We start from the raw sequence: 13,486 nt of genomic DNA, 5'->3' as shown, positions 1-13,486 counted from the left end.
TTATTAAATAATGTACCACATCCCCCCACTTTCCTCCACTTTTTTTAAAAAAAACTTGACATTTTTACCTCCAATGTGAAATTAGACCTTTAGCAAATAATTCATTTTGTGATAAATGACATAAATAAAGAGCTACCCGTAGGAGGGTAGCTCTTTATTTTACCTTTTGTTCGATAAATTTCGTCAAATTTTTATAGACAGGACCTCAATATATAAACAAAAAGACCTATTCACATGTTTATAGATATAACAAATAGTGATGATTTCCAATGCTATATGTTTTTCCTAGCATTTCATCAATCAACCTAGGTCCAAACTCATTCATATATTGATATGGATTATAACATCGTTCTTGAAATCCTTCATTTGGATACAACTCATTTTGTAGCTTCATAAATTTACGGATTGTCGTCTCATGTTTACTAAGCACCGTTTGCTCAATTTTTTGTTGCATGTAGTCAAATTGTTTTAAATGATTTTCCTTATTTTTCATAAGAATTTTTTCAAGTGAAATTTGTTGCTCAATTAAGTATGCTTCAAAGGCTTCATATTGTTCTAATAGCAGTTGTTGCATTGCTTGAATTTGACGTTTTGCTTCATCATCTTGCACCTCAGCAATAAAATGTTCCTTCAACTGCAACGCTTTACCTTCCCACACATTTTCAACAGACAAACTATTTTCACGTAATAGTTGTTCTACTTGACGTGTGATAATCGTAATATTGAGTCGTGGTGCAAAAATAGGCATTTGTAAGCCCAACACCGAAAAGGCATCCTTTAACGTTGCCCAATAAGCAAGTTCCCCAGGTCCACCTACGAATGCCAATACTGGTAAAGCCATTTCCTGCATTAATGGACGCGTCACTACATTATTACTTAATTGCTCAGGATGATCTTTTGCAATTGCCAATAACTCCTCACGAGATAGCTTAATATTCGCTGCAAAATTAACGAATTGCTGTTGACGCCTTTCTAATAAATGACGTTCCCCATCTTTCACATAAAACAGATTAGCCGCTTCATTTGTTGCCAATATTGGCTTATCATATCCAACACGTTCAAACTCAGCTTCCTTCTCCGTTACTAATCTTGCAATTTCCTCACTATGATTTATGATTTGTGCAAAGTACTCGCTTTCGTATTGTCGGAAGTTCACGTCAGCTGCATCAATTATTAGTAAACCTTCTTCTTTAAACAACTGATTCATTAATCGAGCAAAGAAGTCCGTAAATGTTTCACTTTTGTTAAGTGCATCTACCAGCTGTTTAATGAGTCCCTCTGTGTATACTGTTTCACCGAAATCTTTCATAATAGTATTGATTAATTGCATCATAGATTCTTTGTTTAGGCTTGTAGTAGATGCCATCGTTTTACGTCTTGAACGCTCACTATAGGCGCGCTTTTTGAGCTCCACACCTTGCATTGTATACGTGTGGTTAATTTCTTCTAAATCATGATCTTCACCAGCTATCCAAAAAACAGGTACGACCGCTCTTTGAAGCTTTTCACTTTGCTCTTTCGCTAATGTTATGACTGAAATTGCCTTATGAACTGAGTAAAGAGGACCTGTTAAGACACCCGCTTGTTGCCCACCGACAACCGCGACAGCTCCTTGCTCTAATTGCTGTAAATGTTCTTGCGCTTTTTCTGATAAACCAAGTGGCTCCATAAATTGACGAATAATTGCTGTTAATTTTTGCGGATCGCGCACTTGTTGTTCTAAATATTTTACTCGCCGTTTAAACGATACATCACTATATTCGTACTCAAAGAACGTATGAATGGCAGTATTCGGTGACCAATAATCTGCTAGCACACGATTTTTAACGGGTACTTGGATTGACTCCAGTTTCATTTAACATAAACTCCTCTACTCACTAAATCATCAATTTCCTTATAAACTTTTTAATGCTTTTTATTTTAACGCTTATGGCTTCAACATGAAAAGAAAATGCTTATACAGATTGTAAATATTCTATAACAGATTGAATCAAACCTACTAGGCAAATAAGAAAATACGCTGAACTTAGCACTAAAAATAAAAAGCGCCAAATTTTGCGTAATAGCGGTTTCACTTCCAGTTCCTTTTTTGTACGCCATTCAATATATGTAAAAACCATCGCTAGCATTATTGCTAGCATCACAAGCAGAGCACCAATATTAACTCCCCAAAGCACACCAATCGCCAGTGGTACTGAGAAAAACAGCCAAAATGTGGTAACATCCGATGCTGCACCAAAAGCATGTGTACCTCGAATATTAACCTTTCGACTAATTAAATAGACAACGATAAATAGCAGTAAGGGACAAAAAATAATGATACTAATAATTATATGTAAAAAATCTTTCACTACCGTTCACCACTCTCTTCTATTGCTAACATTTGGTTATACAACGTACGCAGAGTAGGTAAAATATGGCCATTTGTTAACGCTTTTTGCAAGATTGGGCCAACAATCGTGTCAATTTCGCTTTTTTTCCCAAGTTTACGATCTGCCAGCATAGACGACGTGTTCGCTGCGGTTTTTTCACATAAGGCAGTCACTGCTGAAAAAGGTATGGTATATTGTAAATTCACAAAAGCTTGCGTTAGCTCCTGATAGATTGTTTGCATTAATATAAAAGCATGCTTATTCGTTAAAAGCTCTCCATTCTTCATTAGTAAAATAGCTGTTAACGGATTAATGATGCAGTTAAATACAGCTTTCTCAAATAACATCTGCTCAGGATTTTGGACAAACTCAACCGGAAACAAAGGATTTTCCATTTGCGAGAGCTTTTTAAAGACAGAATTATGCCCACGCGCAACCGCAATTTTACAGGTACCAACACCTCTATGTTGAACGGTTGTATCATTTATTACCTGAGCACCAAAAGCAACAGAGCAAAAAGCAATATTTTGTTGTGGTAAGCGCAGCGCCTCATCTAAATGCGCTAAGCCATTTTGCATAAATAATAACGGTACTTCACTTGGTAAAGCAGCTATTTGACCATAGAGATTCTGTAGTTGACCATATTTAACTGCCACTACAATCAAATCCTGCTGCGGCAACGTAGCTAACTCTGTCGTTGCAATAACTTGATGTGCCGTTGTTGTTCCATCAATATTCAGTCTCGTTAGATGCTCAATATTTAGTTGGCTCGCTTGCTCCCGTCGCCGTACAGCTAACGTTACGTGCATAGCAGCCTCAGCTAAATAGCTTGCCGTTAGCTGACCGACTGCCCCCGCACCAATAACCACTACATTCATAACGCTCCTCCATCTTCTACATGTATATAAGGGATTATCTAAAAAGGACAGAACAAACCCTGTGAACTACCCTTTCTTTAAAGGAACAAGAACTCCGTGTTCATCAATTTACTATTGCCATATTAAACGCCCTATAACCGCGGCTTTCTTTACGCTTAGAAGGAGGTGCCTCAGAAACATCTCTGAGACACCTCCTTTGCAGGTGCTTCTATTATACAGGATTGGCAGGTTGTTTACGATACGAAATGGCTAATTGCTTCAACCAATGTTGGCTATATACAGTATGAGTATATCTATTTTATCCATTTTTCAAAAACATCTTTCGCTCACTCAAGGTTACAAAATCCATTACCGCTAAAATAAAAAATAAATAAATTCTACTTAACATTTTTGCATTTAAAATATTTAATCTTTCATCAGAGAGTAACCTTGCTGTAACCATTTCACTAGCTTTTCATGCTCATTCTGCAATTCACGGTGCTTAATTTCCAGAGTTTGATAGGCCTCTGTTAATTCATCAAAACTTGTCAAAGCCAATTTTAAATGACTTCGCATAGATTGTTGTGGTTGATTTCTTACAGCTAAAAGTGACTGACTATATTGGCCACGCAACGTTTTATTCCATCTGAAACCACATGCTTGTTTTGTACGACCTAGTTCATGAGCCGCCATTTCAAAAGCCTCTAACTGTGTTTTGCCATTCTGCACATTATGCAACACAATTTCCGCTAATCTTTCATCATCTTCCTTTGTCCATTGGTCTTTTCTTTTTTTCAGTTCCATAATCTATCACCCTCACATTTTTTACTACTATATGCTTTAGCAGGCAAAATAGAATCACAGGATACAAAAAGACAGTGATTATGTTTTTTAATAATCACCGCCATTAAACACTACTTATTATTCTTTTTTGTCAGGAAATTATTAACCGCTTCATGATGTGCCTCGCTTTCCCAAAGTTTCGCACATGTGCGTACTTCTTCCATCACACGCTCATACATATTTCGTTCACGCCACTTACGAAGCTCTATTTCCTTATATGCCTTGTGCACAGAAGGATGAATTTTTCGCATATGCTCGATAAAATCATTCAGCGCATCCTCTTTTGCCTCTTCGAAAACACACATCGCCCAGCCAATCTCGTATAGTAATTCCGCAGGATATGGCTTCGCATCCACTAGCATCTTCATCGCACGGTCATGGCGCAAACCTCGTTCAAATAAATATGTACCGCCACCCCAACCACTTGTAATCGCTAATGTTCCTTGAATAAAACCACACTTCGCATGACTTGCTACTAGGCGGAAATCACAAGCAGTAGCAATCTCGCAACCACCACCAACAGCTGTCCCATTAATTAACGCAATCGTCGGTACCGGTAACGTTGCAAGATCATATAATATTTTCCCCATCTTACTTAACATCCCAAATGCCTCATCCTCTGTTTCAAGTGAATGAAACTCCGATAAATCACCACCAGAGCAGAAAGATTTCTCTCCTGCGCCTGTTACAACTAAAAAACGAACATCATCATGATGATGAATATATGTAATTACTTTCTGAAGACCATCCATGACCTCATCATTTACGGCATTACGTTTTTCTTCCCGATTTATCGTAAATGTCATGATACCCTCTTTGTTATCAATTGTATATGCCATTACCGTTCCCCCTTTGCCTCGTTGGATAGATTGTATCACAAAATTATTATAGCACTATATATCTTTTTATTATTAACTAAAAATTCCGTCTTTTTTAACAAATAAAAAGGCTAGTAAAGAGCCATGGTCTCTCTACTAGCCTTTTAAGTGAGCAAACACTGAATTATTTGCTTACTACTTCTTTACCTTTGTATTGTCCGCAAGCTTTGCAAACACGGTGTGATAATTTTGCTTCGCCACAGTTTGGGCAAGCTACCATACCAGGTACAGATAGTTTGAAATGCGTACGACGCTTTCTTTTTGCAGTTTTAGAAGTTCTTCTAAATGGTACAGCCATTGATGGCACCTCCTTACAGATCGTCTATTCGTCTGTTTGATCAAAATACTTAGCTAAATCAGCTAGTCTTGGATCCACTTTTGGTACGTCAGTTTTTTTGTGTAGTTCAACGTCTTCATCCGTTGCGTAAGACCAGTCTTTACCACCTTGCATTTGTCCTTCGGTATCCTCTTTGAATACTTGCATTGGCACCTCAAGAAGTACTAGCTCCTCAAGAACTGGCTTCATGTCGATTACTTCACCAACAATGTAGTGAATGTCTCCGTCATCTTCCCCTCTTTTTTCATCATCAATCCAGCTGAATACTTCAACTGTCTTAACTTCGATAGGAAACTCAACATCTTCCCACGTGCGTGCACATGGAAGTGTTAACGTTGCCGCCACAGTCAACTGACATGTCATTTGCGATGCACCGAAGGTACATAGCCCTTTTACATGAACGGGCGAAATTGCTCGAATATCCTGGTTTCGCTCCATCACCTCGTCCAACTGCACATAGGCATCAATTGGCATTCCGTCTTGGCGGTATTTAGATAATTGATGAATTGACCATTTCATTCGTTTAATCACCTCGAGACAACACTGTTGATTATATAATGTGTAAAAATAGATGTCAAGATAATTTCTTGTCACCACCCTAAAACCCACCTATAATTATATATAATTATAGTATATTTGTACTCGTCCGCATGCGCGTCGTCAAAATAGTGCCCATGCGTGGCCAAAAATAAAGGGGGTTTTACGTTATGCAAGCAGTCGGCATTGTTGTTGAATATAATCCGTTTCACAATGGGCATGCTTACCATTTGGAACAGGCGAAACAAATAGCACAAGCAGATATCGCCATCGCTGTAATGAGCGGATCATTTTTACAGCGCGGTGAACCAGCCATGGTCGATAAATGGACACGCACAAAAATGGCCCTCGCAAGCGGTGTCGATATTGTTATTGAGCTACCTTATGTCTATAGTACCGCACCAGCAACTGATTTCGCAAAGGGAGCGATATCTTTATTATCCGCAATTTGCTGCGATTCTTTTGCTTTTGGTAGCGAGGATGGCTCTATTCAACCCTTTTTGAATACGTATCAATTGATAGATGACCATCGTAACGAATATAACGCCCTTATCAAAGAGCGCCTACAAACAGGTGTTAGCTATCCCAAAAGTCTACATTACGCCTATGAACAGCTTTCTCAAAAATTCCCTGCCACATACATTAATTTAGGACAACCGAACAATATTCTCGGCTTTCACTATATTGAAGCTGCGAACACGCTTGGCAGTGACATTCAACCACTAACGATACCGCGCATTGCAGCAGGGTATCACGATGCATTACAGGAGGGGGCATCCATTGGAAGTGCTACAGGTATTCGCAAAGCACTTGCTACGACAGGCACTCTGCAAAGTGTGCAAGATGCCCTTCCTAAAGCGACCTATGAATATTTACATGACTGGCATAGTCATTTCAATCAGTTTGCTAGCTGGGAGAATTTTTGGCCATTGCTGCAATTTACTATTATGCGGCACACGCCTAGCGAATTAACACGCTATGCCGAAGTAACAGAAGGCATCGAGTACGCACTTATTAAAGCCGCTAAAACCAGTGATTCTTTCGCAAGCTTTATGGAGAAAATAAAATCCAAACGCTATACTTGGACACGTCTTCAACGCATGCTCACTCATATTTACACTTCTTTTACGAAGGAGCAACTAAGAAGCTTTACAAGCCCCTCTGCCATTCGATTACTTGGTATGAATTCACAAGGTCAAGCGTACTTAGGACAGCGTAAAAAAGATTTCACATTGCCACTTATAAGCCGTGTGGCTGCTACGAAAGACAGCATGCTAGCCGTCGATATCCATGCTGCAGAAATATATAATTTAAGTATAGAATACGGGGCACAACAGCTAAAGCTTCCAAAAGACTATCAAACTCCGCCCATTCGTTTTTAATTTGGCATTGGGAGGCTTTAAGTGCCAACCTATGCTATGGGGCACAAAACGGCATTTCTGATCGTCGACATATTCTTAAAAAATTCCGTAATTTCCCTAAGGTCACTGCGGACGGTCCCTTTGTTCGAGCAGGGCCGAGCCGCTTCTCCCGCAACTCCGTTCCAATCAACTAATAACGACCTAGATAGATCCCGCACGAAGCGTAGTGAAGAAGGAGCCTAGCTGGTACGTCCGTGGAAAGGAGGCGCTTTGTCCGGACCTGATTATGATTACTTTACTGTAAAAGAAAAGAGACCGTAGACAAACTCGAAATTATTCGAGTTTGTCTACGGTCTACAATGCCGCACAAGGCGGCATTTTTTATTTTGGTTGTAATTGCTTTAAATAGGCAATTGCATCATCTACGGTTTTAACAGGTACAATTTTCATTTTCGTACCGATATCTTTAGCTGTCTTCACTGCAGTAGCATAATTAGATTCTAATTCAGGATACTTTGCTTTCATCTTTGCTGGAATTTCATCATCTGGCGCAAAGAATATCTCCATACCGTCACGATCCGCTGCAATGACTTTGTAGTCAATACCACCAATTCTTCCAACTGATCCATCTACCAACATTTCCCCAGTTCCAGCAATCGCATAGCCTTTTGTTATATCTTCATCCAAAAGCTGATTTAAAATTTCAAGGGTGAACATTAAGCCTGCAGAAGGGCCGCCGATATCCTCCGTTTTCATCGTTACTTTTGGGCTTGTTTCAATTGATTTACTCTCTGCATACGTAATACCTAAGCCAGCCCGTCTTTCTTCTGCTCTAGGGATTTCCTTTAAGGTAATCGTTTCTTGTTGTTCTTTTTTATCACGAATAAACTGAATCGTGACTTGCTCACCTAGTTGCTTGTCTTTCAAAAGATCAACAAGCATTTGTTGATTACTAATTTTTTGACCATCTACCTGGATAATTTCATCACCAGCTTTTAATAGACCATCTGAAGCTCCACCATCCAGTACGTTTAATACAAACACACCTTTGAAATGGATTTTTGCCTCTAGCCCAGCTCTTTGGAAGGCTACATATTTTGCATTAAATTGTGAATCTGTCATTAATTTAAGTTGCCGAATATTGTATTCCTCATCATCCTCTAATGGATTTCTTACCTGGTTAATATCCATTATCTTTTGGTATTTTTGAGTTTTGGCCCATAAATACGTAAATGGTGTTGCTTGCTGCATAGCCACTGTCATTAAACTCATTGTTCCTACATCATCCGTATCACCATCTGATACAGTTACAAAGTTACTAATATCGTATGCACTACCAGGCTTCATAATATATGCGTCTAGTCGGTATAACATTAAAAAACAAATCACGACTAAAAACACTGCATAAATACTTATCTTTTTCTTCATTCGGACGAACTCCTCCTAAGACGCACGCAAAACCATCTGTTCATGTTTTTGCCTTTCTGACATATATTGATTTTAGCATTTGCCTATGTGAATGACAAAAAGTTGAAACGAGATGATAATATGTTTGCGACAATTCAAATAGCGCTCTGCATACTTCTTATTCTATTACTCTTGTTATTCCCACAAACTGCTCATACTGGCACTGATTTAGGAGTAAACCTTTTTATGGAGGCGCTATTTCCGTATTTACTACCTTATCTTATTTTAACGCAATGGTTACTCCGTTTAACCGCTCCCATGCGTACGAAAACGAAAAGGGCTTCTTTATACGTACAAGCCTATCTTATTAGCGCACTCGGCGGTTATCCTACAGGTGCAACAACCATTGTTTATTTAAAAAATAGCGGACAACTACACCCTAAAGAAGCAAATTTTTTATTGGCTGTTTGTCATGCACCAAGTCCGCTTTTTGTACTTGGCTTTGTGAGTCTTGATTTATTACACAGTAATACGTTCGGATGGCTGTTTTTATGTTTACTACATAGTTTTAATATTTGTTGCTTAGTAGTCGGTTATTTTTTATTTCGAAAAACCGACCCACCTACCATTTCTTTACACAATTCAACTTTGTATGCAGCCCCATTTTCAGAAAGCATTAAAGAAACAGCACCAACTATTCTTTTAGTTGGAACAACCATTATTTTTTTCACCACTATTCAAACCATCGTGCAACAAGGATTAGACAAAATGCTACCTAATCTCCCTCAGTCAGCAGAATTATCGATAGCCGCAATTCTCGAAGTAACAAATGGACTGAAAATGACGGTTACAGCCTTACCAAGCTTTACATATTTACCATTACTAGTTGTAATATTATTGACGATGCAAAGTATTAGTATCCATTTACAAATTTTCGTTATTGCCAAATCTGCCAAACTTTCCGTTCGTCCATATATTAAATTCCGCCTTCTTAGCATAATCATTGTGCCAACTATTTATGCTGTATTCTTCATGAAATAAACAGTCTATCGGTAATTTTTTCTTGGCAATGACTACTGTTAAAATATTGTTCATGTTGGGTGCATATAAAGAAGAGGATGTCTCCTTATTAAGACATCCTCTTCTCATTAGTTGGCAAAGCCGTATTTTTCTTTTAAAGCCTGTTCTACGCAAACAGGAACAAGTTCACGAACATTGCCGCCATACTTCGCTACCTCTTTTACAATGCTAGAACTTAAAAATGAATATTGGTTTTTTGTCATGATGAAAAATGTTTCAATCGTTTCATCAAGAAAACGGTTCATTGAAGTAATTTGCATTTCGTATTCAAAATCTGAAACTGCCCGTAAGCCTCGGACAATAGCTTTTGCATTCTTTTCTTTTGCATAATTGATAAGAAGACCAGAAGAACATTCAATACGAACATTAGGCAATGTTTTAGTAACCTCAGCCATTAAAGCCATGCGTTCTTCTACTGAAAATAATGGCTGTTTCGATGAATTGTTTAAAACAGCAACATAGACCACATCGAATACATCTGCTGCACGTTTAATAATATCTAAGTGCCCAAATGTCACAGGATCAAAACTTCCAGGAACTACAGCAATTTTCTCTGACAACTTACTCTCCCTCTTCCCCTGCACAACGATAAACTGAAATAATCGTTCCGCCATATGTTTCTTGTCTCTGTAATATAAAAGCTCCAAAGCTATGTGGTAATATTACTTCTTTCGCATGTTCACATAAAATAATGCCATCACGTTGTACTTTATCATTGTCTACAAGCACTTGCACTAAATCGTAGTACTCTTTGTGATGATAGGGCGGATCTAGAAATACTAGCTTAAACGAGATTTCACGTTTTAAGAGCGCTTTCACAGCACGTTTAGCATCGATACGAAAAAGCTCAGAGCACTCCTCATAACGACATTTTTTTATGTTTTCTTGTAAAACTTGAAATGCCTTCGCATCCTTTTCAATAAAAACCGCTTCCTGGGCCCCTCGGCTTAACGACTCAATACCAAGTCCTCCACTCCCAGCAAATAAATCGAGTGCAATACCTCCATCAAAAAAAGGACCAATAATATTAAAGATTGATTCCTTTACTTTGTCTGTTGTTGGTCTCGTCGTATTACCTGTAATCGCCTTTAATGGCATCCCTTTGCGTTCTCCTGCTACTACTCTCATAAGATGCGTGTCACCATACTTTCTTTTACTTATAGAAAGCATTTTTGCAGCGAAAGGACACCTCCGCTGCAAAAAATTATTCTTGTTCTTGTGTTAATACTTGGATACGATCATCACTTTTTTGTAATTCTACAAGGAATAAACGTTGTAACCAAGCTTCTTCTACATAATAACGATTCGCAATTTTAATGATTGGTTCTGAAATTGTGGAATATCTACGTTGATTGAATACGTAGAATCCTGGATCTTTCGGGAATCGGAATGTACGATTGTCATTATTTACGTAATACCCATTTTCCCCCTCACCAGCAGTATAGCCAAGGTGTGGTAGCAGTGTATCAGCTGTATATAAAGTTTGACCCTCATAGAAAATAACCTGAACATCTTGTTTGATTGTGTCATCTACATATACACTACGATCATCTTCAAACAATAACGGATACGTACCATTTTCTTGCGCAGCATTTAACTTAAAATAAGAAGTTTTGGCGTCTAACACGTCCGATAAAAGCTCGTCCATTGTCGTAGGAGAAATTGATTCCTCTCCGAGAGTGTCCAAAGCTTTTTGCCATGCCGACTCTTGGTTAGCTGTCATAAACTCTTTTAAGGTTTTAACTATTTCCTTTGTCTTATCCGAGCCAATAGTTTCTTTCACTAGGTAGGATGCCACAACTTCTTGCAACCATGCTGGTGAATCTTCAAACGTAAATTGTGATTTAATTTGTGAAAGTACAACTTCCTGCTCTACTGCTTGTGCAGTTAGCGTTGGTAAAAATAAAAGTCGATCATCGTGCCCCGCTACTGGACTGGTTTCTTGAATAATGGATATATGTTCATTATTTAAAAATTTCAGTGTTTCCAGAGACTTTAAGAAATCTTTCGAAATCGCCTGCTGTGCATAAATTGATAAAACTGGCGTCTGTTCTTGCACCTTAAGATTTCCAGCCTGCCAATAAATATCACGAACTGTGCCATTACCACTAAACATTGTGTAGTTAACGAGTGATAATTGCTGTTGTCCTACTAATGGTAAACCTGTTATCCATTGACCGACCGTTTTGCTATCTGTTGAAATATGCATAACAGTATAAGATGCGTCACCGTTTGTTAATGTTGCCAAAACGTTTTGTAGTAGCATTTTATCTTTTAAGCCGCCCTCGATAGGAATTATGTACGAAACAGACTGTGATTTAGTATCGCCTTTTGCAAAATAGGATACTTCTTGCGATAAACGATTACAGCTTTTCTCGTTTTCGATAAAACAACTTGGATCTATCGCATTTTTGGGCCACTTTATTTTCACTTTTTGATTTGGCAAGTTTTTAAAATGCTGTCTGATATCTAGACTGTTTTCACGATAGACAATTTCAATTTCCTGTGAGTAATGGAATTCTCCATTTCCCGTTTCTAAATCTGATGAATACGCTTGATACTGGAAAAATATTGTTCCTGTAATAATTAGTGCAAGAATGGAAAAAAAACTCATTGCAAATTTCATGTGCTTGACCTCCCGCAGCATGATACTATGTGTATTGGAAAGGATGTGCAAGTTTAAATGCCACAACAATTTATAGAATTAGGTGAAGGCTATGGTGATGTATATGAGCTACTTGAAATGATTAAAACCAATCAAGAGCGCTTCCATCAAGCCTTTATACTAACATCCACAAAAGAAGAAAAAAAGGTTGCCTCTTTAGCTGTCGCTTTAAAACCAGTAGGTGAAAGTAAATTCATGCCGATTTATATTTGTCGTGAAGGCATTCCTTTTAATGAGGAAAAGCCTTCAAAGCGTCAAATCATGTTCGAAGAATGTATTGAACAACTAGGTCGTAAAGCGGTTGTTGTAGAAATAAAGCACTCATCTATATTTTCGGAGCCAAAACTATTTTATCAATACTTAATTGGAATAATGAGACTACATCACTATATCCCAGCATTAAACTAAGCTTAAAGACCCGCTTTATAGTCATATTCCTTCGCTTTATCTGGTTTAGCATTTTCGAACTCAGTTTTAACGAATGGACGGTAAGATTCCACAACGTCTTTCACAAAAGGAAGGCGTTGTAGTTTTGTTGTCATCATTTCAATGTCCTCTCGATCGCAATAAAGCACTACATATTTTTGCTTACGAGAAATATAATGAACATGACCATATTTTCGAAGTGACTTTGCATGTTTTAATTGATGGACGTAAACGATCAGCCCTTGTCGTTCGTTCATATAGTTTTCCCTCATTTCTTACATAAAAGAATACCATAGACCGGAAAATGATAGCAACAGAGTTTAGCTGACAGAACGCTCGTTTTTCCGTTATAATGGAAAAGCATAGCGCGTTTATCGACAGATTCCATTTACTTATGCTAGATAAAAGTGCTTTAAAAGCACTTAAGTTTAGCCATTTAATTACGTCTCATCATCGTTACATCTCGATTTTAAAATGTTTTAAACAAGCGCGTTGAACAGGTCAGTTAAACCTTATTCTTATGAATGGGTTGTGTTTTAAGCTAACAAAATTTTTATCCTTCATAATTTGAGACAACCGCAGGAGCTTATGACAAACTGGATTTTGCTTCACAGGCGTCCGTTATCGCACAGGTAAATTGTCTTAGTGCGAAGTGCTTTTGTCATGGTTTCGCAGATTCAAACGGTGTTTGTACATCAATTAAATCAAGATAAAAAATAGTGA

At 38.0% G+C, this 13,486-nt stretch carries 15 protein-coding genes; 3 read left to right on the top strand and 12 right to left on the bottom strand.

The window, feature by feature from the left end:
- Nucleotides 1-238: 238 nt before the first annotated feature.
- The 7 genes from bshC to ACOMCU_RS04165 all read right to left on the bottom strand — a co-directional run bounded on the left by bshC (nt 239) and on the right by ACOMCU_RS04165 (nt 5,806).
- Nucleotides 239-1,855: a bacillithiol biosynthesis cysteine-adding enzyme BshC gene (bshC, locus tag ACOMCU_RS04195; protein ID WP_421049519.1), complete on the bottom strand. Its 1,617-nt coding sequence runs from the start codon at nt 1,853-1,855 to the stop codon at nt 239-241.
- 100 nt (nt 1,856-1,955) lie between these two features.
- Complete coding sequence (locus tag ACOMCU_RS04190; protein ID WP_010858324.1) at nt 1,956-2,351, bottom strand: DUF3397 domain-containing protein; 396 nt, start codon at nt 2,349-2,351, stop codon at nt 1,956-1,958.
- Nucleotides 2,351-3,250 carry a ketopantoate reductase family protein gene (locus tag ACOMCU_RS04185; protein WP_421049518.1) on the bottom strand — a complete coding sequence of 300 codons (900 nt, stop codon included), beginning with the start codon at nt 3,248-3,250 and terminating at the stop codon, nt 2,351-2,353. The genes ACOMCU_RS04190 and ACOMCU_RS04185 overlap by 1 nt, the downstream gene beginning before the upstream one ends.
- Nucleotides 3,251-3,655: 405 nt before the next feature.
- A complete protein-coding gene (locus tag ACOMCU_RS04180) occupies nt 3,656-4,033 on the bottom strand; it encodes a hypothetical protein (RefSeq protein ID WP_010858322.1) in 378 nt (125 codons plus the stop codon).
- A gap of 110 nt (nt 4,034-4,143) precedes the next feature.
- Nucleotides 4,144-4,911: an enoyl-CoA hydratase/isomerase family protein gene (locus tag ACOMCU_RS04175; RefSeq protein ID WP_010858321.1), complete on the bottom strand. Its 768-nt coding sequence runs from the start codon at nt 4,909-4,911 to the stop codon at nt 4,144-4,146.
- Between the two features lie 163 nt (nt 4,912-5,074).
- A complete protein-coding gene (gene rpmF, locus ACOMCU_RS04170) occupies nt 5,075-5,248 on the bottom strand; it encodes a 50S ribosomal protein L32 (protein WP_010858320.1) in 174 nt (57 codons plus the stop codon).
- Between the two features lie 24 nt (nt 5,249-5,272).
- A complete protein-coding gene (locus ACOMCU_RS04165) occupies nt 5,273-5,806 on the bottom strand; it encodes a YceD family protein (RefSeq protein WP_010858319.1) in 534 nt (177 codons plus the stop codon).
- Between the two features lie 188 nt (nt 5,807-5,994).
- On the opposite strand from ACOMCU_RS04165, the gene ACOMCU_RS04160 reads away from it, so the two are divergent.
- Complete coding sequence (locus ACOMCU_RS04160; protein ID WP_010858318.1) at nt 5,995-7,206, top strand: nucleotidyltransferase; 1,212 nt, start codon at nt 5,995-5,997, stop codon at nt 7,204-7,206.
- Between the two features lie 360 nt (nt 7,207-7,566).
- On the opposite strand, the gene ACOMCU_RS04155 is transcribed toward ACOMCU_RS04160, so the two are convergent.
- A complete protein-coding gene (locus ACOMCU_RS04155; RefSeq protein ID WP_421049517.1) occupies nt 7,567-8,613 on the bottom strand; it encodes a SepM family pheromone-processing serine protease in 1,047 nt (348 codons plus the stop codon).
- Nucleotides 8,614-8,838: 225 nt separating this feature from the next.
- Between ACOMCU_RS04155 and ACOMCU_RS04150 the strand changes: the two genes are divergently transcribed.
- Nucleotides 8,839-9,633 (top strand): hypothetical protein, encoded by a 795-nt coding sequence (locus ACOMCU_RS04150; RefSeq protein WP_010858316.1) that lies wholly within the window; start codon nt 8,839-8,841, stop codon nt 9,631-9,633.
- Between the two features lie 107 nt (nt 9,634-9,740).
- On the opposite strand, the gene coaD is transcribed toward ACOMCU_RS04150, so the two are convergent.
- The 3 genes from coaD to ACOMCU_RS04135 form a co-directional block, all read right to left on the bottom strand.
- On the bottom strand, nt 9,741-10,232 hold the full coding sequence (gene coaD / locus ACOMCU_RS04145) for a pantetheine-phosphate adenylyltransferase (protein WP_010858315.1): 492 nt from the start codon (nt 10,230-10,232) through the stop codon (nt 9,741-9,743).
- A gap of 1 nt (nt 10,233) precedes the next feature.
- On the bottom strand, nt 10,234-10,800 hold the full coding sequence (rsmD, locus tag ACOMCU_RS04140; protein ID WP_036129912.1) for a 16S rRNA (guanine(966)-N(2))-methyltransferase RsmD: 567 nt from the start codon (nt 10,798-10,800) through the stop codon (nt 10,234-10,236).
- Between the two features lie 76 nt (nt 10,801-10,876).
- Entirely contained in the window at nt 10,877-12,298 is a 1,422-nt protein-coding gene (locus ACOMCU_RS04135) for an RNA polymerase II (RefSeq protein WP_421049516.1), read from the bottom strand.
- Nucleotides 12,299-12,355: 57 nt separating this feature from the next.
- Here ACOMCU_RS04135 and ACOMCU_RS04130 point away from each other — a divergent pair, with 57 nt between their 5' ends.
- On the top strand, nt 12,356-12,745 hold the full coding sequence (locus ACOMCU_RS04130; protein WP_010858312.1) for a DUF7147 family protein: 390 nt from the start codon (nt 12,356-12,358) through the stop codon (nt 12,743-12,745).
- A 2-nt stretch (nt 12,746-12,747) separates the two neighbouring features.
- Here the strand turns inward: ACOMCU_RS04130 and ACOMCU_RS04125 are convergent, their stop codons facing one another.
- Nucleotides 12,748-13,020, bottom strand: a complete 273-nt coding sequence (locus ACOMCU_RS04125; RefSeq protein ID WP_010858311.1) for a YlbG family protein — start codon at nt 13,018-13,020, stop codon at nt 12,748-12,750.
- Nucleotides 13,021-13,486: the final 466 nt, after the last annotated feature.

The sequence above is a fragment of the Lysinibacillus sp. UGB7 genome (assembly GCF_049058285.1).
GTDB classification, from domain to species: Bacteria; Bacillota; Bacilli; order Bacillales_A; family Planococcaceae; genus Lysinibacillus; species Lysinibacillus sphaericus_B.
The sequence above is the reverse complement of the archived record's forward strand: the minus strand, read 5'-3'. Positions and strand labels throughout refer to the sequence as shown.

Excerpts from the sequence above, each read along its gene's own strand:
- ACOMCU_RS04175 (WP_010858321.1), bottom strand. The coding sequence starts at position 4,911 with ATGGCATATACAATTGATAACAAAGAGGGTATCATGACATTTACGATA.
- ACOMCU_RS04160 (WP_010858318.1), top strand. The coding sequence starts at position 5,995 with ATGCAAGCAGTCGGCATTGTTGTTGAATATAATCCGTTTCACAATGGG.
- rpmF (WP_010858320.1), bottom strand. The coding sequence starts at position 5,248 with ATGGCTGTACCATTTAGAAGAACTTCTAAAACTGCAAAAAGAAAGCGT.
- ACOMCU_RS04125 (WP_010858311.1), bottom strand. The coding sequence starts at position 13,020 with ATGAACGAACGACAAGGGCTGATCGTTTACGTCCATCAATTAAAACAT.
- ACOMCU_RS04130 (WP_010858312.1), top strand. The coding sequence starts at position 12,356 with ATGCCACAACAATTTATAGAATTAGGTGAAGGCTATGGTGATGTATAT.
- ACOMCU_RS04135 (WP_421049516.1), bottom strand. The coding sequence starts at position 12,298 with ATGAAATTTGCAATGAGTTTTTTTTCCATTCTTGCACTAATTATTACA.
- rsmD (WP_036129912.1), bottom strand. The coding sequence starts at position 10,800 with ATGAGAGTAGTAGCAGGAGAACGCAAAGGGATGCCATTAAAGGCGATT.
- ACOMCU_RS04155 (WP_421049517.1), bottom strand. The coding sequence starts at position 8,613 with ATGAAGAAAAAGATAAGTATTTATGCAGTGTTTTTAGTCGTGATTTGT.
- ACOMCU_RS04150 (WP_010858316.1), top strand. The coding sequence starts at position 8,839 with ATGGAGGCGCTATTTCCGTATTTACTACCTTATCTTATTTTAACGCAA.
- ACOMCU_RS04165 (WP_010858319.1), bottom strand. The coding sequence starts at position 5,806 with ATGAAATGGTCAATTCATCAATTATCTAAATACCGCCAAGACGGAATG.
- ACOMCU_RS04185 (WP_421049518.1), bottom strand. The coding sequence starts at position 3,250 with ATGAATGTAGTGGTTATTGGTGCGGGGGCAGTCGGTCAGCTAACGGCA.
- bshC (WP_421049519.1), bottom strand. The coding sequence starts at position 1,855 with ATGAAACTGGAGTCAATCCAAGTACCCGTTAAAAATCGTGTGCTAGCA.
- ACOMCU_RS04180 (WP_010858322.1), bottom strand. The coding sequence starts at position 4,033 with ATGGAACTGAAAAAAAGAAAAGACCAATGGACAAAGGAAGATGATGAA.